Source organism: Aggregatibacter kilianii, assembly GCF_003130255.1.
In the GTDB taxonomy this organism is placed as follows: Bacteria; Pseudomonadota; Gammaproteobacteria; order Enterobacterales; family Pasteurellaceae; genus Aggregatibacter; species Aggregatibacter kilianii.
Window position 1 is genome coordinate 411817 of the sequence record NZ_NRCN01000001.1, and the last position, 23081, is coordinate 434897.

A 23081-nucleotide genomic window follows, 5' to 3' on the forward strand; every position below is an offset into this window, starting at 1 on the left:
AAACTAAAAAATCGGGGCATTCTAGCACAGAATAGGGATTTTGTTGAAGTTCACACAAAGAAAAAGGCTTCCGAATTCTCGAAAGCCTTTCCTTTTTATGGATAAAAATTAAAGTGCGGATACATTCAAACGTGAACCACCAACGATACGCACACGTGCACCTGGCACAAGATTAGGTTCGGCTTTTTGCACTACCACAATTTCTTTGCCGTCATCTTTACGGATAACCATTTCCAAACTACTCACTTGGCTGGCTTTTTCTTCTACTTTACTACCGATTACCGCGCCGGCTACAGCACCAATAGCACTGGCAAGCACTTGGCCTGTACCTCCGCCGATACCGGAAGCTGCAATACCACCGATAGCACCGCCACCAACAGTCCCAATCACGCCTTGGTTATCTGCCTGAATTTTCACCGGACGGGTAGAAACAATCGTGCCATAACTAATTGAACGTGCTTCTTTGGCTTGTTCGGAAGAATAAACGTCACCGCCATAAATATCTTGGTTAGCACAACCAACCATGCCCAATGCCATTAATACGGCAACTGCGATTTTTTTCATAAATGCTCCTTAAACGATAAATGAAATTATCATGACTATATTAGCCCAAACCTAGGGGAATAAACCACCAATTTACACTACACCGCCTCAATAATTTGTTTGATGCTGTATGGGTGAACTTTAATACAGGTATGATTATGATTCTGGTCCGAAAAACTGATGGCCACCGATAAATTGACCAGTTTTTCACCATCAGCTTTCGGTTCGCTCGTTTTGACTTTCAAACCTTCGGATTGGTTCCGCAAAAACAAATTTTTTATACGGGCTAACCATTCCGCCTCGGTTTCTCCGGTTAAAAACGGCACAACCACTTCAATATGTTCCCACGTTTCTTGCGGATAATGTTTATTCTTCGGGAACGGCAACTCAACTACGTCAATTGCCTGTCCGGCAAGGTATAACGGTTGAGTTAAGGCAATTAAATAAATCACCCTACCATTCACCGAATTATCGCTTAACACGGAGCCATAGTTTAACAATAATGCCAACCATTCACGAGCCTTCTGCTCTGAATTAACACGCAACGAAAGATGATCGATTTCATATTTGGTTAGATCTAAATGAATCGCTTCCGCAAGCGCCTGAATTTTTTGCTCGAAATCCTGAAAATCCGCTAAAAGTGCGGTCTGATTTTGAAACATTTCGTGGGGCAAATGAAACGACATAAATTTCCCTTTTTGGCTTTTCTGAAACGTGAAACAACGGTATTATATCCAGCTGTTTTTATCCCTCAAAAGAATTTAAGGTTCAACCGTGAATATTCAATCTATTTTATCCGAAAAAATCAAACACGCGATGCTTTCTGCCGGTGCAGATTCGCAATGTGAAGCGTTGGTACGTCAATCGGGCAAAGTACAATTTGGTGACTATCAAGCTAACGGCATAATGCCTGCCGCAAAAAAATTAGGATTAAATCCGCGTGAATTTGCGCAAAAAGTCTTAGAAAAAGCCGAATTACAAGATATCGCAGAAAAAACGGAAATTGCCGGTCCGGGATTTATTAACATTTTCCTGAAAAATGCTTGGCTTGCGGAAAATATCAATAACGCTGTAAAAGATCCAAAATTAGGCATACACAACCACGATAAACAAACCGTTGTTGCAGATTATTCCTCCCCGAACGTTGCCAAAGAAATGCACGTTGGCCATTTACGCTCTACCATCATTGGCGATGCTGTAGTTCGTACACTTGAATTTTTAGGCAACCATGTTATCCGCGCCAACCATGTCGGTGACTGGGGAACCCAATTCGGTATGCTGATTGCTTATTTGGAAAAAATGGAAAATGAACATGCCAGCGAAATGGAATTGAGTGATTTAGAAGCCTTTTATCGTGCGGCTAAGAAACATTACGATGAAGATCCGGTATTTGCCGAAAAAGCCCGTAATTACGTGGTGAAATTACAAAGTGGCGATGAATACTGTCGCACTATGTGGAAAAAATTGGTGCATATCACTATGCAACAAAACCAACACAACTACGATCGTCTAAATGTCACCTTAACGGATAAAGATGTCATGGGCGAAAGCCTTTATAACCCGATGTTGCCGGGGATTGTCGAAGATCTGAAAAAACAAGGTTTAGCCGTTGAAGATGACGGTGCGTTAGTGGTTTATTTGGACGAGTTTAAAAACAAAGACGGCGACCCTATGGGGGTTATCGTGCAGAAAAAAGACGGTGGTTTCCTTTACACCACCACCGACATTGCTGCCGCCAAATATCGTTATGAAACCTTAAAAGCCGACCGTGCGTTAGTGTTCTCCGATACGCGTCAAAGCCAACACATGCAACAAGCATGGCTCATCACCCGTAAAGCAGGCTATGTGCCGGACAGCTTCCAGTTGGAACACAAAAATTTCGGCATGATGTTAGGTAAAGACGGCAAGCCATTCAAAACCCGTAGTGGAGACACCGTAAAACTGGCGGATTTATTAGATGAAGCGATTGAACGGGCGGGCGTATTAATTTCACAAAAATCCACCGCACTTTCTGATCAAGAAAAAGCGGATGTCATTGAGGCTGTCGGTATCGGCTCGGTGAAATATGCAGATTTATCCAAAAACCGCACCACGGATTATGTGTTCGATTGGGACAATATGTTGAGCTTTGAAGGCAACACTGCGCCTTATATGCAATATGCCTACACCCGTATTCGTTCGATTTTCAATCGTAGTCAAATTGCTCTAAGCGAAGTGGAACAAGCCCAATTAAGCATTACAGATGAAAAAGAACGTGCTTTAGCAATCAAATTATTACAATTTGAAGAAGCTATTCAAATAGTAGCAAAAGACGGCACACCACACGTGCTTTGTGCTTATTTGTATGAGTTGGCAGGCGTGTTCTCTTCTTTCTATGAGCATTGCCCGATTTTAAATAACGAAGATCAACAGGTGAAATTAAGCCGTTTGAAATTGGCTTTATTAACAGAACGAACCTTAAAACAAGGATTGGATTTACTCGGCATTAAAACCGTTGAGAAAATGTAATCTGACGCCCAAACAATATCCCGTTCATTTGAGCGGGATTTTTTTTATTTGTTAACAAACCGAATTGTCGATTCTAAGAAAATAGGCCAAAAAAAGTGCCTCAATAAGAGGCACTACTCGGAAAGCAAAATATGTTTGGCTATTGATATAGCACTTATTTTTATTAGTGCCAAGGATACTGAATAAACCATCATAAAGCAAATGGTTATAGGTTAATTTGTGAGCTAAATCACGGTTTTACATAAAATTTACCCTACTCCAAAATTAACTTTACAAATAAAAAAGTGCAGTCGATTTTCAAAACATTTAAAAATCTCACCGCACTTTTAATCCATTAATGGGAATAGATTAATCTAAATTATTGCCCCATCGACATCATGGCTAAAAACAGGATAGAAACCACTTGCTCTTCCGGAATCACTTGACCGTTTAATTTCAACTCGCCTTTTTCCAACACAAGATCCAATTTCACTTGTTTGCCGTCATCCACTAAGATGCCTTGTTGAACGCCTTGTTTTATGTCTTGTTCAATCTCCGTAGCTGCCATTTTGGTTGCTTGTTCTTTATCTAAACTTGGTGACTGCAATCCGGTGGCAACCTGTTCAACCAACGCTTCTTTATTAACATCCACTTTAAAAATAAAGTGATTGAATAAGTTGAAGATTTTACCTTCTGCCAATAAGTTCTCAAAATCGGAATTAGCAATGGAAAAATCTAAATTACCGACCAGTTTACCTTTTTTATTGGTTAAGGTTGGTGTAAAAATAAATTGAGGTTGGGTATTAAGGAATTTTTTGACCGCTGCGATTTCCTCATCACTTAAGTCTTCTTTTTTCTGTTTAGCTGCTTCGGTAAAAATATGCATTAATTGGTTGAAGGTTTCACCATCAACATGATTAAAAGCCGAATCAATGTTTAAATCGCCAAACTCCGCTTGATTATAAGTAAAGCCGTTAGCAACTATTTTAGCGGCGGAATCTAGGAACTTCTCTTTTCGCACCGTATTGAAATCCATTTTCCAATCTTTAATGCCAAAGTGGTTTACCTTGCCTTCAGTATCCGTGTCGGTAATTTTAACCGCACCTCCGGAAACAAATTGCTTGCCGGTGGTCACATAGTCCCACTCCGGAATCCGCCCATAATTAGCGTCAATTTTCACGTTCTCAAGTTCAAAACCGCTTTTTTTAGTAGCTTCGTTGTACACAAGTTTAGAAAGGGCCAAATCAAGTTTATTAATCCCCTCACGTACAAAACCGAATTTTAGTTCAAAACCGTTGATGGCTAATGTACCATCTTTCATGGTAGCCTCAAATGGCACCAACTCCAGTTTGGAATCGCCGCTTTGGGTATAGCTAACAGAGGTGGTGACCGTAATCGGTGTTTTGCCTTTAGTAGCATCAAACCAAGGCGCCGTTGTGTCGTTTTTGGTGATTTGATCGATACTGGAGAACATACTTGGCGCAAAATTAAAACGACTAAGCTGATTTAACGGCAATGGGCCATGATATAGCGTGCCTTCAAATGGTAACACCCAAGTTTTACTTGAATCATTAAGTGAACTCACAAGAACTTCATATTTGGTTTTTGAACTGAACAAACCACGTTCAAAAGAAACGTTATCAAATCGAATATCCAAGCCTAAAGAATAGGCGGATTTATTAATATCGTTATTGGCAAGATTAATTTGACGGGCAAATTCCGTTTCGGCAACTTTACCGGTGTACCAAGCACCACCGCCCCAAGCGGCGCCTAATGCAATAACGATTCCTAAAGCTAACGCTGATTTTTTCATGATATGTCCTTAACAAAGTGATAGGTATTAAAAATAATCCGAGTAATCTAGCATAAATTAAAAAGGGATCAATTCATCAACAAAATAAAAATGAAAAAATTTTAATTTTCTCCCTTGAAGTTCACCTTTTTAACCTTATTTTACAGAAACGAATCAGGATTTGACCGCACTTTAGGTTCATTGAAAAAAATTTAAAAATAAACTTGAAATGCGAAATTCAATCCACATCTTACAATCCGTAAACCATTACACCGAATTTAAAATTTCACTTAGGAGAAAACAAATGGGAAAAATTATTGGTATTGACTTAGGTACAACAAACTCTTGCGTCGCCGTGATGGATGGCGATAAACCACGCGTGATTGAAAACGCAGAAGGCGATCGTACCACCCCGTCAATCATTGCTTATACAAACGATAACGAAATTTTAGTAGGCCAACCGGCAAAACGCCAAGCGGTCACCAACCCGAAAAACACCTTATTTGCGATCAAACGTTTAATCGGTCGTCGTTTTGAAGATGCTGAAGTAAAACGTGATATCGACATCATGCCATTTACTATTACAAAAGCCGATAATGGCGACGCATGGGTTGAAGTGAAAGGCGACAAATTAGCACCTCCGCAAATTTCTGCCGAAGTGTTGAAAAAAATGAAAAAAACCGCCGAAGATTTCTTGGGCGAACCGGTTACTGAAGCGGTTATTACCGTGCCTGCCTACTTTAACGATGCGCAACGTCAAGCAACCAAAGATGCAGGTCGTATCGCAGGCCTAGAAGTTAAACGTATCATCAACGAGCCTACTGCAGCCGCACTAGCTTACGGCTTAGATAAAGGTCAAGGTAACAAAACTATCGCGGTTTACGACTTAGGGGGCGGTACATTCGACTTATCTATCATCGAAATTGATGAAGTGGGTGGCGAAAAAACCTTTGAAGTATTGGCAACCAACGGTGATACTCACTTAGGGGGGGAAGACTTCGATAACCGTGTGATCAACTATTTAGTCGATGAATTCCAAAAAGAACAAGGCATTGACTTACGCAAAGATCCGCTTGCAATGCAACGTTTAAAAGAAGCCGGTGAAAAAGCAAAAATTGAGCTTTCTTCCGCCCAACAAACCGATGTAAATCTTCCTTACATCACAGCGGATGCAACCGGTCCTAAACACTTAAACATCAAGTTGACTCGTGCGAAATTAGAATCCTTAGTGGAAGATTTAGTGGCGAAATCCCTTGAGCCGGTAAAAGTTGCATTAAACGATGCCGGATTAACAGCGTCTCAAATTGATGATGTTATTCTCGTGGGCGGTCAAACCCGTATGCCATTAGTACAACAAAAAGTAGAAGAATTCTTCGGCAAAGCACCACGTAAAGACGTGAACCCGGATGAAGCTGTTGCAATTGGTGCAGCGGTACAAGGTGGTGTGTTAGCCGGTGATGTGAAAGACGTATTGTTGTTAGACGTTACCCCATTATCATTGGGTATCGAAACCATGGGCGGTGTGATGACCACCTTAATTGAGAAAAACACGACGATTCCAACCAAAAAATCGCAAGTGTTCTCAACGGCGGAAGATAACCAAAGTGCGGTAACCATTCATGTGTTACAAGGTGAACGTAAACAGGCTTCTGCCAATAAATCTTTAGGTCAATTCAACCTTGAAGGCATCAACCCTGCTCCGCGTGGTATGCCACAAATTGAAGTGACCTTCGACATCGACGCAGACGGTATCATCCATGTTTCTGCGAAAGACAAAGGCACCGGTAAAGAACAACAAATCACCATTAAAGCGTCTTCCGGTTTAAGTGATGAAGAAATTCAACAAATGGTACGTGATGCCGAAGCGAACGCAGAGTCTGACCGTAAATTTGAAGAATTAGTACAAGCCCGCAACCAAGCAGATCACCTTGTACACAGCACCCGCAAACAATTAAGTGAAGCCGGTGACAATGTGCCAGCCGCAGATCGTGCAGCTATCGAAAGCGCATTAAGCGACTTAGAAACTGCCGCAAAAGGCGAAGACAAAGCAGTGATTGAAGCCAAACTTCAAGCCCTTGCCGAAGTTGCACAAAAACTTGCACAAACTGCTCAACCGCAAGGCGAGCCACAACAAGCTCAAAGCAACAGCAAACCAAATGATGATGTTGTTGATGCTGAGTTTGAAGAAGTGAAAGATAATAAGTAATTTCACTCTCACTAAAATAGAAGGGCGTAGCAATACGCCCTTTTGGTGTATTCATCAACCACAATTTTTCCTGACTTTATTTAAAAAAGTGAAGTCAGGAAAAATAAACCAGGAGGACAAATGGCGTTAAAACTCTACCCAATCGTACAACAACGCTTAAATAACAACATAGCAAATGAGATAATCCCAACCCTTTGGCAAAATAATCTCGATAAACTACCACAAGGTCACTATTGTTATGGCATTTATTTTAATTATGCTACGAATCACCAAGCAGACTATGATTTTGCGATTGCAAGTGAAGCAGTATTAGAGACAGATATCCCGGCGATTGAAATTGAAGATTTGAGTTTCTACGAAGTTTTTCGTTGCAAAGTAGATGAAATTTATCAAACATGGCAACTGATCTGGAAAAAAGAACAACAAGGTTTACTTAAGCGGGCTTATTCGGTGGATGTTGAAAAATACCACCCTGATGGTCTGGTAGAAATTTATATCGCTGTTGTACCACATTGCTAAGCTCAAAGTGCGTAAAATTTTATAAAAAATGACCGCACTTTACTTCCCCAAAACCAACGCAACCCAAGGAAAACATAATGGAATTTGCAACAAAATGTCTCCATGCCGGATACACCCCTAAAAATGGTGAGCCTCGCGTTCAACCCATCGTACAAAGCACGACTTACACTTATGACTCTGCGGAAGAAATCGGTAAATTATTTGATTTGCAAGCGACTGGCTATTTCTATACTCGCCTGGCAAATCCAACCACGAATGCCGCAGAAGAAAAACTTACCGCACTTGAAGGTGGCGTGGCGACAATGTGTACGGCTTCAGGACAATCTGCGGTTTTTTATGCAATGCTGAATATTTTAGAAGCCGGCGATCACTTTATTTCCTCTTCTTATGTATACGGTGGTACTTATAATTTATTTGCACACACCTTCAAAAAAATGGGGATTGAAGTGAGCTTTGTGGATCAAGATTTACCGCTCGAAGAACTCAAAAAAGCCATTCGTCCAAATACCAAAGCCATCTTCGCTGAAACCATTGCAAACCCGGCATTACGCGTATTGGATATTGAAAAGTTTGCCGCCTTAGCGAAAACTGCGCAAGCACCGTTATTAATTGACAATACCTTTGCAACCCCGTATTTTTGTCGTCCAATCGAATTTGGTGCAAACGTGGTAATTCACAGCACGTCCAAATATTTAGATGGTCATGCTATTGCGCTTGGCGGCTCCATTACAGATGGCGGAAATTTTGATTGGAACAACGGAAAATATCCACAATTAAGCACTCCGGACCACACTTACCACGGCTTGGTTTATACGGAAACTTTTGGTCCTGCAGCGTATATTGTTAAAGCTCGTGTGCAATTAATGCGTGATTTAGGCGCAACGCCTGCACCGCAAAACAGTTTCCTACTCAATGTAGGCATGGAAACCCTCGCACTGCGTATGCAACGTCATTATGAAAATGCGCAAGCTGTAGCCGAGTTTTTAGAAAAACATCCACAAGTGACAAAAGTCAATTATCCCGGCTTGGCCGGTGCCCCTGATTACACACTCAAACAAAAGTACTTACCAAACGGTTTATGTGGCGTAATCTCTTTTGAAATTAAAGGTGGTAAAGAAACCGCGGCAAAATGGTTAAATGCCTTACAACTGGTATCACGCGAGGTACACGTGGCAGATATTCGCACTTGTGCGTTACACCCTGCAACCTCAACACACCGCCAATTAAGCGAGACAGAGTTAGAAAAAACAGGCATTTCCACAGGATTAATCCGTCTTTCTTGTGGCATTGAAAGTATTCAAGATATTTTGGCTGACTTAGAACAAGCATTCAAGGCTGCAAAATGACGATCGTCAAGGCAGGCAATTTTGTCTGCCTCTTTGAACGACGACAAAATAATATCGCAAAGGAAATATAGATGACTCGTTTTGGTTTGTTGACTTTATTTTAGCTGTAAACAAACGAAAACAAGCCAGGTCACGTTTTATAAATTAATGTGTTGACTCTTGATATTTCGGCCTTTCGGCATCATTTTTGTCTTTAAATATGTTGTTCACACAATACATAATCACAAAAGTAGAATTTTATATCTTAAACGGAAAACTGAGACATTATGGCAAAAAAAGATTATTACGACGTTCTTGGTGTTGAACGTGGTGCGGATGAAAAAGAAATTAAACGTGCTTACAAAAAGCTCGCAATGCAATATCACCCGGACAGAACCAAAGGGGATAAAGAAAAAGAAGAGAAATTCAAGGAAATTCAAGAAGCCTATGAAATTCTAAGTGATAAGCAAAAGCGCGCTAATTATGACCAATACGGCCACGCTGCATTCGAACAAGGCTTTGGTGCCGGCGGTGGTTTTGGTGGTGCAGATTTTGGTGATATTTTTGGAGATATGTTCGGTGACATCTTTGGTAGCGGCGGACGCGGACGCCAACGCGTCGTGCGTGGTGATGACTTACGTTACGACCTTGAAGTCACACTTGAAGAAGCCGTAAAAGGCACAACCAAAGACATCAAAATCCATACTTTGGCTCCTTGTGAAACTTGTCATGGCACCGGTGCTGAAGCAGGCTCTAAAGTAGAAACCTGCCCACATTGTCATGGTTCCGGCCGCTTACGTCGCCAACAAGGTTTCTTTGTGACTGAACAACCTTGTCATTTCTGTCATGGCAGCGGTAAGAAAATTGAAAAACCATGTAAAACCTGCCACGGTGATGGCAGAGTGAATAAACCGAAAAACCTTTCCGTAAAAATCCCGGCAGGCGTGGATACAGGAAATCAATTACGGTTATCAGGCGAAGGCGCAGCAGGTGAAAATGGCGCACCGGCAGGCGATTTATACGTAGTTATTCACGTTAAAGAGCACCATATTTTTGAGCGTGACGGTAGCAATCTTTATTGCGAAGTGCCGATCAGTTTCACTATGGCAGCGCTTGGTGGTGAAATTGAAGTACCAACCTTAGACGGCAGAGTAAAACTGCGTATTCCGGAAGAAACCCAAACCGGCAAATTATTCCGTATGCGTGGAAAAGGCGTTACTTCAACCCGTAGCGGTTATGCCGGTGATTTAATTTGTCGCATCATTGTAGAAACACCGGTAAAACTCAGTGAAGAGCAGAAAGAATTATTACGTAAGCTCGAAGAAAGCCTAGAAGGACAAAGCAAACAGCGTCCAAAATCTTCTAGCTTTTTAGACGGCGTAAAACGTTTCTTTGATGATTTGACAAAGTAAGATTAATAAAATATTTGAAAGCAAAGTGCGGTAGAAATTCTTAGTATTTCTACCGCACTTTTTTTGTTAAAGCTCAAGAAGTTAGACAAAAAAAAAGACCGACATAATGTCGGTCTTTTCAATGAGAATTAACTCAAATTAGAAGTGTACGCGTAAACCTGCACCGTAGATATTTTCGTTGGTACGTTCACCAAGATTATCTTTAGCTGTTGCACGAGTATATTGTACATAAGGAACTACATTTTTGTGAAGTTTGTAATCAACAACCGCAATATAGTGGTTTTTGATAGTTTTACCGTCATCTTGCGCTGTCGCTGCAGTATCATATTTCTTGCTCAAACGTTCCCATTGTAAACCAAACGTTGTAGGAATACCTGTAAGACCATTTAAGTCATATTTAGCTTCTAAGAAAATATATTTTGATCTATTTTCACTAGCTTCAGATCTATATTTTTGAACGCCCTGGCCATAAGCAGCGCCTAATTTCAAGTCTTGCAATTGATAATGAGTTGCTAAGACCCAAGTATGATTCTTCTGATTAGTTTCAGAGCTTGCTTGTGTATCAAATTGATCTACTGTATAAACTGCAGCGGCATCAAATTTGTGGTTGTCAGCGATTTCATAGTTATAGAATGCACCAACTTGGTAACCACTTTTATAATTGTTTGTAGTGTGTTTCTGAGCATTACCAAACAAGTAATCTACGCCGAAGCTAAAACCGCTAAATTCAGCAGAGCGGAAGCTAATGGACTTATCTGCACGAGTAATTAATGGGTTTAACGCACCAGAATCATAGTATAAGCTATCGCCTACAACGTCATCAGCTGTAGTTGATTGGCGGCCAAAACTTAATTTACCGACATTTTCAAAACCTAAACCAACAAATAATTTACGGGTCGTAGGATCGCCAAAGTCATTGTCAGCTTTTTGTTTGTTTTTGAGAGCATCTCTTTCAAAACGCAATTCATAACCTGCAAATGCAGATAAACCATTGTCTAACTCTTGAGATGCATTAATTTTGATACGGGACCCATCATTAATTAGGTTACCACGCTCATTTTTGCCTAATTTACCTAAGAAGATACGTAATGAACCACCAAGTTCAACTTTTGTACCATCTTGATTATAAACTGTTGCAGCACTTGCTGTGCCAGTTGCTGCTAATGCAGCGATTGCTAATGCGATTACTGTCTTTTTCATAATCTTCATTCCTTTTCAGAAATCATTTGTTATTAGGGTAAAATTGAACTCTTCAATAAAATGAATAGCCCAAGCTACTTCTTTTGAAGCATGGCAATCTTGGCAAAGAAAAACTGGAGTGTCAACTGAAACTTCGTTTTTTTCTCTCTATTTTCTGATATAGATCACACTTTATGATGAAAAATGTATAATAAATGCACACTTTAATTTTGATTTAAACGCTTAAACCCTGCACTTAAATCTTCAATTAAATCATCCACATTCTCTAAACCAATATGTACCCGAATTAAGGTGCCTTCTAATTTTCGTTGTATATTCGGGCGAATTTTCGCGACTTCTTCCGGTTGATTATATAAAATTAAGGATTCAAAACCGCCCCATGAATAGGCCATCGTGAATAATTCGAAATGATTCATAAATGCTTCAAGCTGCTGTTGCGTCAATTTTTGCTTTAATTCGAAGGAAAATAAACCGCTTGAACCGCTAAAATCCCGTTTAAAAAATGTATTGCCGGGACAACTTGGCAATGCAGGATGATACACCACCTTAACATCCGGTTGTTGCGCCAACCATTGTGCTACTTTTATGCTACTTTCTTCGTGTTGTTTCAAACGAATGTTAAGAGTACGTAGCCCACGCGCGGTAGTATATGCGCTGTCGGCATCCACCATTTGCCCCATTAAATAAGAATGTTCACGCAATTTGTCCCAGCAACGGGCGTTGGCTACTGCTGTGCCGATCATAATATCGGAATGACCAACTAAATATTTCGTGCCTGCCTGAATAGAAATATCAATGCCATGCTCCAAGGCTTTGAACAATACGCCGGCAGCCCATGTATTATCTATCATAATGACGATTTCCGGATTAATGTTGCGCACAGCAGAAACAATTGCCGGAATGTCGGCGACTTCCATGGTGAGAGAGCTTGGCGCTTCGAGAAATAAAACCTTTGTATTCGGTTGCACTAAATCGGCAATTTTGTCGCCAAGCATCGGATCATAAAATGTTGTACTTACGCCTAATTTTTTTAATACCACATTGCAAAAATCCTGCGTTGGCTCATACGCAGCACCTGTCATTAGCACATGATCGCCATTTTCCACAAAAGAAAGAATACTATTCGTCACCGCCGCAGCACCACAAGGATATAAATAGCAACCTGCGCCTCCTTCTAATTCTGTCATCGCATCTTGTAAGGCGAAATGGGTTAAGGTTCCGCGACGTCCATAAAAAAGCTCACCTTTGGCTCGATTAATCGTGGCGTGCTTTTTGTCTTCCAAACAATCAAACACGAGAGAAGATGCCCGTTGTACAACCGGGTTGACAGAGCCTTGGGTGTAACGTTTTTTTCTTCCGGCATGAACTAAGGTGGTGGCTAATGATTTTGGGAGCATAATTATATCCTATTAAAAATTGAGAAAAATTTACTGAAAAGTGCGGTCATTTTTTCGGATAAAAATATTAACGCTAATTTTATCTCGGTACTAGTTTCTTTTTATGCAAATTTACGCATTAGGCATTTAAAAATCACTAAATCTGAGCTAGAATAACCCCACAATTCACCCTTAGCTAGAACGCGAATCATGAAATTAAACATCCCTATTTTTCTGACGATATTTCGAGTTATTTTAATTCCTTTTTTCATTATTGCTTTCTATCTTCCCTTTGATTGGGCTCCTTTTTTAACCACGTTTATTTTTTTCATTGCCGGTGTCACAGACTGGCTTGACGGCTATCTTGCCCGCAAATGGAAGCAAACCACCAGTTTTGGCGCATTTTTAGACCCGGTAGCTGATAAAGTGATGGTTGTGGCGGGGTTGGTGTTAGTGGTGGAATATAATCACACCTTTTGGATTACGTTGCCCGCTATTGTGGTGATTTCCCGGGAAATTATCATTTCCGCCTTGCGTGAATGGATGGCTGAATTAGGCAGTCGTAGTAAAGTAGCAGTGTCTTGGTTGGGCAAGGTCAAAACTACATCACAAATGTTAGCGCTGGGTGGCTTATTGTGGCGTTATAACATCTACATGGAAGTGGCCGCCATTGTCCTACTTTATATCGCAGCTATTCTGACAATTTGGTCTATGTTGCAATACTTAACCGCCGCTAAAGAGAGCCTGTTAGAAGACTTACGCAAATAAGTGCGGTGGCTTTGCAATGTGTTTTTAAATGTTTCACAAGTGAGTCGGCTTGAATTGAATTTTTTTTAAGCAATTAAATAAATTTTTAAAATTTCCGTTTGACTCGCCATAATAAATCAGTAAAATGCACCACGTTGTTTAGCACTGCTAAATGATGATGCGGGAATAGCTCAGTTGGTAGAGCACGACCTTGCCAAGGTCGGGGTCGCGAGTTCGAGCCTCGTTTCCCGCTCCAAGCCCGAGTGGTGGAATCGGTAGACACAAGGGATTTAAAATCCCTCGCCTTTCGAGGCGTGCCAGTTCAAGTCTGGCCTCGGGCACCATTTAATACTTAACAAAACTAGGAATATTCTCAAAATGACTTGGGGTAATGAGTTTTACCATGCATGCTATTTTTATTGTAGGTGAATCCATAAGAAGTCCGGATACTCATTGGCAGAATATTTTGAAAATCGGCCTAATTTTCATCCCTTCCAACATTATGATATTCAAGAAAAAATAACCGCACTTTAATGTTACAAATTCAAAGTGCGGTCATATTTTTTATCGTTTTTATTCGAACAATGATTTATGCAAAGCGCATACGATTTCATCAGCTTTGTCGCTATCAGCCAATAAACAAACGTTATTAGTGCTGGCGCCGTAGCAGATCATACGGATATTATAGGCCTCTAAGGTGTCAAAAATACGTTTTGCAGTACCTGAAGTTGTATGTAACGCATTGCCGATCAACGCGATCAAGGATAAATCGGTATCCACTTTGACCATGCAGAACTCGCTCAACTCACTAATCAATTCGTTAGACAATAATGTTGCTCCGGAAGAAGCAGAACCTGTTTTATCTAGGGTTATCGCCACACTCACTTCTGAGGTGGTGATGGTATCTACAGAAATTTTGTATTTTGCTAAAATAGTAAAAATATTGGCCAAGAAACCTTGAGCGTGCAACATATTGAGACTGGATAACGTTAATAATGTTTGATCACGGCGTAGTGCAATAGCGCGGAAAGTCGGACGCGGTTGAGGATCGCGGGTGACCCAAGTACCTCCATCTTGCGGGGCTTTACTAGAACCGACATACACCGGAATATTGCTACGCACCGCCGGTAATAAGGTTGCAGGATGCAACACTTTCGCACCAAAGGTCGCCATTTCCGCGGCTTCAGAGAAACTCATAGTATCAATACGTTGTGCATTTGGCACAATGCGTGGATCCGTCGTATAAATACCGGCTACATCCGTCCAAATAAGCACATCTTCCGCATCAAGCACTTCTGCCAACAAGGCTGCAGAATAGTCACTACCACCACGACCTAATGTCGTCGTTTTGCCTTGTTCATCACGGCCGATAAACCCTTGCGTAATCACCAGTTCACCACGATCAATTAACGGCTTTAACACCCGCTCACTATTGGCGCGGGTTTGTTCATCATTAGGTGCGGCTTTGCCAAAATGGCTGTTAGTGGCTACGATTTGACGTACATCCAACCAAGTGGCTTGAACTTCAAACTCACGCAAAACTTCCACAAAAATCAGTGAAGACATCATTTCGCCATGGCTAATGAGTTCATCGGTTAATGCGAGTGACGTCGCAAGATTAGCGGCTTCTGCAAGGGAAGTAATGTTGTCTAATAAGGCTTCAATCTTTGGACGAACAGTGCTGTCATCTTTTAATTCATTCAAAATATTTTCTTGAATTTGACGCACTTCGCCTAATAATTTACTACGTTCAGGCTCTTCGCAACCGTTTGCTAAGGCAACCAATAAATTGGTGACGCCGGCGGAAGCGGAAAGCACCACAACGCGGGTGTTCGGATCAGCAATAACGATTTTGGCGCAAGACTGCATGGCAGGATAGTTGGCAACACTACTGCCACCAAATTTAGCAACTGACAGATAGGACATAATAAACTCCGATTAATAAGTATGAATTGTATTTTTACCATACAATTACTCATTTATCGGAGTTTTGTCAAACAATTAATTTATAATTTTAGATAATTTATAAATTTTAATGAAAAAATCAAGATCTAATCAAATAATCACCAACACAAACCCATTTATAGGTGGTGAGCGCCTCCAACCCCATAGGGCCGCGGGCATGGAGTTTTTGCGTACTCACAGCAACTTCCGCCCCCAAGCCGAATTGCCCCCCATCGGTAAAACGCGTACTGGCATTGACATAAACTGCTGCAGAATCCACTTGAGCAATGAATTGTTGGGCCAATTTTTGCGAGGAGGTCAAAATACTGTCGGAATGTTGGCTACCATATTGGCGAATATGTGCCACCGCTTGTGTCAAATCATCCACGATAACGACATTTAAATCTAGCGACAACCATTCTTGCTTAAGCGACTCTTCCCGTAGCTGCACAACATTCGCCCCGGCTTTTTGTAAGAGGAAAAGTGCGGTCGAATCGGCGTGCAATTTTACATTTTTCTCCTTCAATACCTCCGCCAGTTTTGGTAAAAATGCATCCGCAATACTGCGTTGCACTAAAAGGGTTTCCAATGTATTACATGTACTTGGGCGTTGGGTTTTAGCATTTAAAATCACCGGTAGGGCTTTTTCCAAATCAGCACTTTCTTCAACAAACATGTGACAAACACCGATCCCACCCACAATTACTGGAATCGTGGAGTGTTCCTTGGCTAATTGATGTAGTGCTGCGCCACCGCGAGGAATAATCATGTCTACATATTGATCTAACTTTAACAATTCCATCACTAGCGCACGATCCGGATCAGTAATCGCCTGTACCGCGGTTTTTGGTAAGCCTGCTTGGGATAAGGCATTTTGTACAACTTCCACCAGCACCTGATTGGAATGTTGTGTTTCTTTTCCACCGCGCAAAATCACCGCATTACCGGTTTTTAAGCATAGGCTCGCCACATCAATAGTAACATTCGGGCGCGCCTCATAAATGGTGCCAATCACCCCTAACGGTACCCTAACCCGCTCAATTTTCACGCCACTATCCAGTAAACCACCATCAATAATTTTACCTACCGGATCCGCTAAAGAAATCACATGACGTACATCATTCGCAATGCCCTGTAAACGTGCTGGCGTTAACAGCAAGCGATCGATAATCGCATCTGACAAGCCATTTTGCTTGGCTGCCGCAATATCTTGCGCATTGGCGGCTAAAATACATTCTTGTTCTTGTTCCAATTGATCGGCTATCAATGCCAAGGCGTTATTTTTTTCACATTGGGAAAGTTGGGAAAGCACAAAAGCGGCTTGTTTAGCCTGTTTTCCCATTTCAATTAAATTCACGGACATATTTTCTCCTATTTGTTGATGGCGTTATTTTAGAAAGAGAAGAATCAAAATACTATATTTAACGCATAAAAAACAGCCGGATTTTCCACCGCACTTTTGACCCCTTCCGTGAATTCTTGCATAATGCACCACAAAATTGACTCTGTTCATGTCTAGGAAACATTATGTCCGAACAACAACCCAAATTTTTAACCGCACTTGCCTCTTTATTTCCTGTTTTATTATTGCTCGTCATTGATATTTTCGCTTTATGGCTACAACCACAATCAAAAGCCATTTCACACTTAGCTCTTGGTGTATTAACGGCACAACTGATTTGTCTGATTGTCTTTCTTAAAGGCGAAATTTGTAACGGACAACGCTCCCGCCTCAGTTTGGTAAATATGTATTTTGCTATCTTTTGGGTAGTTTGGTTTTTACTGAGTTTTTGGTCAAATTATCATTATATTCTGACAGACTTTGTAAGCGTTTGTGGTTTAGCATTGGCTCTCACCACGTGGAGACAACCGCAGGAAGAGGAATTACGTGATAGTTTACTTAAAATAGCCGGTTTGATCGGCACCTTAGGCGTAATATGTTATGGCATAGTTCTCTTTGACACGGAAAATTTAATCCAATTTAACCCTGTAGCACAAATCCTGTTAAGCATTATTTTAGCCAATTTAGCATTAGTTATTTCCCGTAATCGACTGCAAGGTTTTATCGCATTGTTAATGTTGTCGGCCATCGTTATCCTTGCTTTGAATGCGATTTTTGTAGTGGCAAATTTGTTCTATTTTGCCCAACAAAGTGCGGTCATTTTTTACAATGAATTTGCCTTATTGCTGTATGTTTTACTGCACTTTGTCATTGCCGCCATGCTTACCGTACATATTTTTAAACAGTGGAAACTCTCTTATAACACTTTAATTATTTTGTTATTTATTAGTGCAAGCCTGCCACTATGGGCAAACTTTGCTTATACCCTCTAAGCTTAGGAATAAAAAAACCTCCTCAATGCTGAGGAGGTTTTTTTATTTTCTGCATAGGTAAATTTATCTTACCATTGATAGCCTGCACCAACAGAGCCACCGAAATCACCACGTGTATTAACGTTACCGGTTAATTTCAAAATGACTTTTCCGTTGTCGGTAATGCGGGAAGCGCCTACCGCTAACGCACTTTGGTCGCGATAGCCACCCACAGCAGCAGCTACCATGCTTTTACCTGGCGTATAAGCCTGTGGTAAACCAGCATCCCCGCACGTAAGCGTTTGTCTTCTCTATCCATTTTGTTTTCTAATCTATTAATATGATAAGTCGTATTATTATTAATAGTTGTCGTATTTCTTTCTAATGCCGCATAGAGCTGTGAGCCATTAATGGCATCTGTGGAAGTTTTGTTAATTCGGCCTGCAGCGACGTTAGTAATGGTTCTTTCTTTACCTTCAGAACCCACACTCACAGTTGCGATTGGGTTATTGCCAGCAAAACCACCATAGGTTACGCCATTTACAGTCGCTTCATTTGTACCTACAGCAGCTGCCGTTGTTGAACCGCTACCAAGCGCAACAGAGTTTAATTCTGACGCAGTTGCACCAGTACCCATAGCAACAGAGTAACCACCACTCGCATTAGAGCCGCGACCTGCTGCAACAGCATTTCGACCTGAAGCTGTAGATAGCGCACCGGCAGCTAAAGAACTATAGCCTTCAGCTTTTGCACCTAGACCGACCGCTGTACCAACAGCACCTGTAGAGGTAGCGGTATAACCAAGAGCGGTACCACCGTTAGTAGTTGCAATTGCTTTATAACCTACAGCTGTGCTGTTTTCGCCGCTTGCCTGTGAAGCTGAACCAACAGCAACGGTACGATCAGCAGAAGCTGTTGCATGAGAACCTGTGGCTAATGAGCCCACGCCACTCGCATTAGCATCGCCACCTACTGCCGTTGCATTTGTGCCACTAGCTTGAGAATTTGTACCTGCCGCTAAAGAACGATCACCGGTAGCATTTGCCGAGTTACCAAACGCGTTGCTATCGGAACCTTCAGCATTTGAGTGATAGCCTACAGCACTTGTTCCGTAACCTTTAGCCACAGCCTGAACCCCCACTGCAGTAGCTCTTAAACCTTCCGCCTGTGTAGCAACACCTAGTGCAGTACTAGACGCGCCTGAAGCATTTGCTCCAACTCCGGCGGCTAAAGCGCTCGCACCACTTGCAGTACTTTTATAACCTAAAGTTGTTGCTTGGGAACCTGTAGCGTTAGAACGTCCACCAATAGAAATGGAATGGTCACCGGAAGCATTAGCCACCTCACCGTGGGCAATGGCTGCTTCCCCGGTTGCTCTTGCATTATAGCCGGTAGCAATAGCATTATTTGTTGTTGTTTCCGCTTTATGACCAATTGCAACAGAATACCCACCTGAAGCATTTGTTTTAACACCAACTGCAATCGCTTTCTCAGCAGAACTAGACTCTGTACCTACAGTGACTGAAGAGTTTTTAGAGGTGGATGAAGTACCAATCACGGTGCTACTATCAGAATTAGCATGTGCATTATTACCAATCGCAATAGATGCATGCCCATAACGATTAGCACCATCTTCTTTCGTTACCTTTGAACCATTACCAATAGCCATTGCGTTGTTAGCTTCAGCTCGAATTTCGCCAGCAACAATTTGATACGATTCAGCGTTAGCAAAAAGTGAAACAGAAGAAAGCAATGTAGCTACTGCACTAAGTTTAAAGATTTTAGAAAAGGTTGAGTGCGCTGTGGTTGAACTGGATTTAGCATGACTTCTTGATAACTCCGAGGCAACCGAACAGGTTTGTTTGGAACTGTTCCAAATAACTTTAAAAGTCTTATTCATAAAAATATCCTTACAATAAGTGGGATTAAAATAATAAAAAGAATCATCTAAATACAACATAGATTACTCCAATACGAATTATAAATAATATTTTAGTATAAAAATAGACCTATTTTTGTTTTTTTCTTGAACTAAAAACAAAAGTACCTGTCAGCATGTCATCAAATACATGTAAAACCCCAGTAAAACCGTCGGATAATTTTCTTATATGTCAAAACACTAAAACCATTTAATAAACATTAAAATACAAATTAATACAGGTTATCGGATAAAAATTTTTCATAAAAAAATTCCTCCACAAATTAAAACCTGAGGAGGAACTGGTCATTTGATAATTATTACGCTAAATTTTTATGAAGAAAAATGATATTTTTATTCATAGACCAAACAAGTGCACTAAAAGCTCCAAATGGAGAGAATAAGTGAGCAAGAATAATATAAAAAAATACCTATTTTTCTAACCGCACTTTAATATCCATTATTGATCTTTAAAATCACGCATTAACTGCTCGGCTTTTTTAACCATTTCTTTGGAACCAATGAATAAAGGCACCCTTTGGTGTAAAGCTGTTGGTTGGATATCTAAGATCCTATTATAGCCGTCACTTGCCACACCACCCGCTTGTTCCGCCAAGAACGCCATCGGATTGCCTTCATACAACAAACGTAATTTACCATCAGGGTAGTTAGTGGCACTTGGATAAATGTAAATACCACCTTTTAACATGTTGCGGTGGAAATCGGATACCAAGGATCCGATGTAACGGGATGTATATGGGCGTTGGGTTTCCTTGTCTTCCTCTTGACAGTATTTCAAATATTTTTTTACACCCATTGGGAATTTGAGATATTGCCCTTCATTAATGGAATAAATTTTGCCTGTTTGTGGGATTTTGATGTTTTCATGAGAAAGACAGAACACACCAAGAGAAGGATCGTAAGTGAAACCGTTAACACCATGGCCGGTAGTGTAAACTAACATAGTGGAAGAACCATACACGATATAACCTGCCGCAACCTGACGATTGCCCGGCTGCATGAAGTCTTCCAGTGTTACCGGTGTACCAATAGGTGATACACGACGATAAATGGAGAAAATTGTTCCCACTGCAACGTTTACATCAATATTTGATGAACCATCTAATGGATCAGTTAAAATCACATATTTGGCATTACGACCACGTTCCGTATCAAATGCAATGAAATTTTCTTCTTCTTCAGAAGCGAACCCGGCGACTTCTTCACGACTCATAAGTGCTTGTTTCATCGTGTTATGGGCGAATAAATCCAACTTCATCTGCGCCTCGCCCTGCACGTTCTCCACTCCGCTGTTACCGATAATATTATTGGTCAGCCCCGCTTTATTAATATCACGATGGATCACTTTTGCCACTAATCGAATAGAAGATAAGATGCCGCTCAACTCACCTTTAGCATTGGGATATTCAGCTTGTCGTTCTACAATAAATTCGCCTAACGTTTTCATGTTTTATTCCTTGTTTGATTAATGAATTTACTCAATTCCGAACATACTTTATTATAACAGCTTAGATTCTAGCTGATAGAAAAGATTCCTATTTCTGTGATTCACAACACATTTTTTCATATCAAGCGGCAAATAATGCAATATTAAAAGGATTCAAGATGATAACTAAACACATTCATATTTTAGGTATTTGTGGCACATTCATGGGCGGTATAGCAATGATTGCAAAACAAATGGGCTATCATGTAACGGGCTCTGACACAAATGTTTACCCACCAATGAGCACCTTCCTCGCAGAAAATCACATCGAAATCATACCGCACTTTGAGCCGAGCCAACTGCAACCTGCACCTGATATGATCATTGTGGGCAATGCTATGAAACGCGGTAATCCTTGCATTGAATATATGCTGGCAAATAACATTCCTTACACCTCCGGCCCACAATGGTTACATGATCATTTATTGCGTGATCGCTGGGTCTTGGCAGTGTCCGGCACACACGGTAAAACCACCACTACCGGTATGCTCACTTGGATTTTAGAACAAAATGATTTAGAACCGGGTTTCTTAATCGGCGGTATCGCAGGGAATTTCGGCATTTCTGCACGTTTAGGAAAAAGTCCCTATTTCGTCATTGAAGCGGATGAATATGACACCGCGTTTTTCGATAAACGTTCAAAATTCGTACATTACAACCCGCGCACGTTGATTATTAATAACATTGGTTTCGATCACGCAGATATTTTTGAGGATTTAAAAGCCATTCAGCGCCAATTCCATCATATGATTCGCACGATTCCAAATAATGGCCGCATTTTGTCTTTTGCCGGTGAACAAAGCGTGGAACAAACCCTCGCCATGGGCTGTTGGTCAGAATGCCAATATGTAGGCAAAGATCAGGAATGGTATGCTGAACGCATTACCCATGATTGCACAGAATTTGCGGTGTTCCACAAAGGTGAAAAAGTCGCTGAAGTACACTGGAATATTGTGGGCGAACACAATATGCGTAACGGTTTAATGGCCATTGCCGCAGCCCATCATGCAGGCGTGAGCATTCAAAAAGCCTGCGAGGCCTTGGGAACATTTATCAATGCCAAACGTCGTTTGGAAGTCAAAGGCAACATACATGACATTACCGTTTACGATGATTTTGCCCATCACCCTACAGAAATACGCGCAACATTGACCGCACTTCGCGACAAAGTCAGTGCCAATGCCCGCATTTTAGCGGTGCTGGAACCTCGTTCTAACACGATGAAAATGGGAGTACATAAAGATGAAATCGCTCCGGCATTGGAAAAAGCCGATGTGGTATTTTTGTTCCAGCCGGAAACTATTCCATGGAAAGTAGCAGACATTGCAGACGCACTAACACAACCTGCTGCACATAGTGATGAATTGGCGGCATTGGTCAATATGATCGCAACCGAAGCGAAACCAACCGACCATATTTTGGTAATGTCCAACGGTAGCTTTGGCGGTATTCATCAGAAAATTTTAGACGCGTTGCGAAAGAAAAGCATTTAATAGATAAGAAAAAAGGCATTCGTTTATAACGAATGCCTTTCTTAAAATTTGGTTGCGGGGGCCGGATTTGAACCGACGACCTTCGGGTTATGAGCCCGACGAGCTACCAAGCTGCTCCACCCCGCGTTCGAGGGCGCCTAATATACCCGTTTGAAAATCAATTGCAAGTTTAAGTGTAAAAATTTTGTTTATTCGTTGTAAAAATAAACGATACGTTGTTTTTTTAAACATAAAACCCATAATACTTAACACAAAAAACACCATTATTTATGACCGCACTTGATGCCAACGAGCATGAA

18 protein-coding genes, 3 tRNA genes and 1 pseudogene are annotated in these 23081 nt (G+C 41.1%); 10 read left to right on the forward strand and 12 right to left on the reverse strand.

What is annotated here, in order from left to right:
* Positions 1 to 108 precede the first annotated feature (108 nt).
* Together DK428_RS01730 and DK428_RS01735 are read right to left on the reverse strand one after the other, a co-directional pair.
* Complete coding sequence (locus DK428_RS01730) at positions 109 to 564, reverse strand: outer membrane lipoprotein (protein ID WP_050693829.1); 456 nt, start codon at positions 562 to 564, stop codon at positions 109 to 111.
* 77 nt (positions 565 to 641) lie between these two features.
* Positions 642 to 1229, reverse strand: coding sequence for a VOC family protein (locus DK428_RS01735; RefSeq protein WP_109063774.1), 588 nt, complete (start codon positions 1227 to 1229; stop codon positions 642 to 644).
* A gap of 88 nt (positions 1230 to 1317) precedes the next feature.
* Here DK428_RS01735 and argS point away from each other — a divergent pair, with 88 nt between their 5' ends.
* On the forward strand, positions 1318 to 3051 hold the full coding sequence (gene argS, locus DK428_RS01740) for an arginine--tRNA ligase (RefSeq protein WP_109063775.1): 1734 nt from the start codon (positions 1318 to 1320) through the stop codon (positions 3049 to 3051).
* Between the two features lie 358 nt (positions 3052 to 3409).
* Here argS and DK428_RS01745 read toward each other — a convergent pair whose 3' ends face one another.
* The gene (locus tag DK428_RS01745) at positions 3410 to 4843 is read right to left on the reverse strand and encodes a YdgA family protein (RefSeq protein ID WP_109063776.1); all 1434 of its coding nucleotides are present in this window, start codon (positions 4841 to 4843) and stop codon (positions 3410 to 3412) included.
* A 208-nt stretch (positions 4844 to 5051) separates the two neighbouring features.
* Between DK428_RS01745 and dnaK the strand changes: the two genes are divergently transcribed.
* From dnaK to dnaJ, 4 genes are all read left to right on the forward strand, one after another.
* Entirely contained in the window at positions 5052 to 7028 is a 1977-nt protein-coding gene (gene dnaK / locus DK428_RS01750) for a molecular chaperone DnaK (protein ID WP_109063777.1), read from the forward strand.
* 120 nt (positions 7029 to 7148) lie between these two features.
* The gene (locus tag DK428_RS01755) at positions 7149 to 7547 is read left to right on the forward strand and encodes a GyrI-like domain-containing protein (RefSeq protein ID WP_109063778.1); all 399 of its coding nucleotides are present in this window, start codon (positions 7149 to 7151) and stop codon (positions 7545 to 7547) included.
* A 77-nt stretch (positions 7548 to 7624) separates the two neighbouring features.
* Positions 7625 to 8893: an O-acetylhomoserine aminocarboxypropyltransferase/cysteine synthase family protein gene (locus DK428_RS01760; protein ID WP_109063779.1), complete on the forward strand. Its 1269-nt coding sequence runs from the start codon at positions 7625 to 7627 to the stop codon at positions 8891 to 8893.
* 266 nt (positions 8894 to 9159) lie between these two features.
* Positions 9160 to 10284, forward strand: coding sequence for a molecular chaperone DnaJ (dnaJ, locus tag DK428_RS01765; RefSeq protein ID WP_109063780.1), 1125 nt, complete (start codon positions 9160 to 9162; stop codon positions 10282 to 10284).
* A 138-nt stretch (positions 10285 to 10422) separates the two neighbouring features.
* Here the strand turns inward: dnaJ and DK428_RS01770 are convergent, their stop codons facing one another.
* Together DK428_RS01770 and metC are read right to left on the reverse strand one after the other, a co-directional pair.
* Positions 10423 to 11484, reverse strand: a complete 1062-nt coding sequence (locus DK428_RS01770; protein ID WP_109063781.1) for a porin — start codon at positions 11482 to 11484, stop codon at positions 10423 to 10425.
* 203 nt (positions 11485 to 11687) lie between these two features.
* Positions 11688 to 12881 (reverse strand): cystathionine beta-lyase, encoded by a 1194-nt coding sequence (gene metC, locus DK428_RS01775; protein WP_109063782.1) that lies wholly within the window; start codon positions 12879 to 12881, stop codon positions 11688 to 11690.
* 189 nt (positions 12882 to 13070) lie between these two features.
* Between metC and pgsA the strand changes: the two genes are divergently transcribed.
* The 3 genes from pgsA (at position 13071) to DK428_RS01790 (ending at position 13951) form a co-directional block, all read left to right on the forward strand.
* Positions 13071 to 13628 (forward strand): CDP-diacylglycerol--glycerol-3-phosphate 3-phosphatidyltransferase, encoded by a 558-nt coding sequence (gene pgsA, locus DK428_RS01780; protein ID WP_109063783.1) that lies wholly within the window; start codon positions 13071 to 13073, stop codon positions 13626 to 13628.
* 159 nt (positions 13629 to 13787) lie between these two features.
* Positions 13788 to 13863 (forward strand) — tRNA-Gly (locus DK428_RS01785).
* A 1-nt stretch (position 13864) separates the two neighbouring features.
* Positions 13865 to 13951 (forward strand) — tRNA-Leu (locus DK428_RS01790).
* A gap of 229 nt (positions 13952 to 14180) precedes the next feature.
* Here the strand turns inward: DK428_RS01790 and lysC are convergent.
* Both lysC and proA read right to left on the reverse strand, forming a co-directional pair.
* The gene (gene lysC / locus DK428_RS01795) at positions 14181 to 15533 is read right to left on the reverse strand and encodes a lysine-sensitive aspartokinase 3 (protein WP_109090098.1); all 1353 of its coding nucleotides are present in this window, start codon (positions 15531 to 15533) and stop codon (positions 14181 to 14183) included.
* A 118-nt stretch (positions 15534 to 15651) separates the two neighbouring features.
* A complete protein-coding gene (gene proA / locus DK428_RS01800) occupies positions 15652 to 16914 on the reverse strand; it encodes a glutamate-5-semialdehyde dehydrogenase (RefSeq protein ID WP_109064341.1) in 1263 nt (420 codons plus the stop codon).
* A gap of 164 nt (positions 16915 to 17078) precedes the next feature.
* Between proA and DK428_RS01805 the strand changes: the two genes are divergently transcribed.
* Entirely contained in the window at positions 17079 to 17885 is an 807-nt protein-coding gene (locus tag DK428_RS01805) for a hypothetical protein (protein WP_109064340.1), read from the forward strand.
* A gap of 68 nt (positions 17886 to 17953) precedes the next feature.
* On the opposite strand, the gene DK428_RS11740 is transcribed toward DK428_RS01805, so the two are convergent.
* From DK428_RS11740 to fbp, 4 genes and pseudogenes are all read right to left on the reverse strand, one after another.
* The gene (locus tag DK428_RS11740) at positions 17954 to 18112 is read right to left on the reverse strand and encodes a YadA C-terminal domain-containing protein (RefSeq protein WP_232010652.1); all 159 of its coding nucleotides are present in this window, start codon (positions 18110 to 18112) and stop codon (positions 17954 to 17956) included.
* Positions 18106 to 19533 carry a hypothetical protein gene (locus tag DK428_RS11745; protein ID WP_244173075.1) on the reverse strand — a complete coding sequence of 476 codons (1428 nt, stop codon included), beginning with the start codon at positions 19531 to 19533 and terminating at the stop codon, positions 18106 to 18108. Before DK428_RS11745 ends, DK428_RS11740 begins: the two co-directional genes overlap by 7 nt.
* A 135-nt stretch (positions 19534 to 19668) precedes the next feature.
* Positions 19669 to 19824: pseudogene (locus DK428_RS11875) on the reverse strand (ESPR domain-containing protein); the annotation flags it as partial.
* Positions 19825 to 20242: 418 nt separating this feature from the next.
* Positions 20243 to 21250 carry a class 1 fructose-bisphosphatase gene (gene fbp, locus DK428_RS01840; protein ID WP_109064339.1) on the reverse strand — a complete coding sequence of 336 codons (1008 nt, stop codon included), beginning with the start codon at positions 21248 to 21250 and terminating at the stop codon, positions 20243 to 20245.
* A 158-nt stretch (positions 21251 to 21408) separates the two neighbouring features.
* Between fbp and mpl the strand changes: the two genes are divergently transcribed.
* Positions 21409 to 22782, forward strand: coding sequence for a UDP-N-acetylmuramate:L-alanyl-gamma-D-glutamyl-meso-diaminopimelate ligase (mpl, locus tag DK428_RS01845; RefSeq protein ID WP_109090097.1), 1374 nt, complete (start codon positions 21409 to 21411; stop codon positions 22780 to 22782).
* Positions 22783 to 22831: 49 nt separating this feature from the next.
* On the opposite strand, the gene DK428_RS01850 is transcribed toward mpl, so the two are convergent.
* Positions 22832 to 22908, reverse strand: a tRNA-Met gene (locus DK428_RS01850).
* Between the last annotated feature and the right edge of the window lie 173 nt (positions 22909 to 23081).

Coding starts and splice junctions, on each gene's coding strand:
- dnaK (WP_109063777.1), top strand. CDS start 5,052: ATGCGAAATTCAATCCACATCTTACAATCCGTAAACCATTACACCGAA.
- DK428_RS11740 (WP_232010652.1), bottom strand. CDS start 18,112: ATGGTAGCTGCTGCTGTGGGTGGCTATCGCGACCAAAGTGCGTTAGCG.
- DK428_RS01735 (WP_109063774.1), bottom strand. CDS start 1,229: ATGTCGTTTCATTTGCCCCACGAAATGTTTCAAAATCAGACCGCACTT.
- dnaJ (WP_109063780.1), top strand. CDS start 9,160: ATGGCAAAAAAAGATTATTACGACGTTCTTGGTGTTGAACGTGGTGCG.
- DK428_RS01760 (WP_109063779.1), top strand. CDS start 7,625: ATGGAATTTGCAACAAAATGTCTCCATGCCGGATACACCCCTAAAAAT.
- DK428_RS01805 (WP_109064340.1), top strand. CDS start 17,079: ATGTCCGAACAACAACCCAAATTTTTAACCGCACTTGCCTCTTTATTT.
- mpl (WP_109090097.1), top strand. CDS start 21,409: ATGATAACTAAACACATTCATATTTTAGGTATTTGTGGCACATTCATG.
- metC (WP_109063782.1), bottom strand. CDS start 12,881: ATGCTCCCAAAATCATTAGCCACCACCTTAGTTCATGCCGGAAGAAAA.
- DK428_RS01770 (WP_109063781.1), bottom strand. CDS start 11,484: ATGAAAAAGACAGTAATCGCATTAGCAATCGCTGCATTAGCAGCAACT.
- proA (WP_109064341.1), bottom strand. CDS start 16,914: ATGTCCGTGAATTTAATTGAAATGGGAAAACAGGCTAAACAAGCCGCT.
- lysC (WP_109090098.1), bottom strand. CDS start 15,533: ATGTCCTATCTGTCAGTTGCTAAATTTGGTGGCAGTAGTGTTGCCAAC.
- DK428_RS01745 (WP_109063776.1), bottom strand. CDS start 4,843: ATGAAAAAATCAGCGTTAGCTTTAGGAATCGTTATTGCATTAGGCGCC.
- DK428_RS11745 (WP_244173075.1), bottom strand. CDS start 19,533: ATGGCTATTGGTAATGGTTCAAAGGTAACGAAAGAAGATGGTGCTAAT.
- pgsA (WP_109063783.1), top strand. CDS start 13,071: ATGAAATTAAACATCCCTATTTTTCTGACGATATTTCGAGTTATTTTA.
- DK428_RS01755 (WP_109063778.1), top strand. CDS start 7,149: ATGGCGTTAAAACTCTACCCAATCGTACAACAACGCTTAAATAACAAC.
- DK428_RS01730 (WP_050693829.1), bottom strand. CDS start 564: ATGAAAAAAATCGCAGTTGCCGTATTAATGGCATTGGGCATGGTTGGT.
- fbp (WP_109064339.1), bottom strand. CDS start 21,250: ATGAAAACGTTAGGCGAATTTATTGTAGAACGACAAGCTGAATATCCC.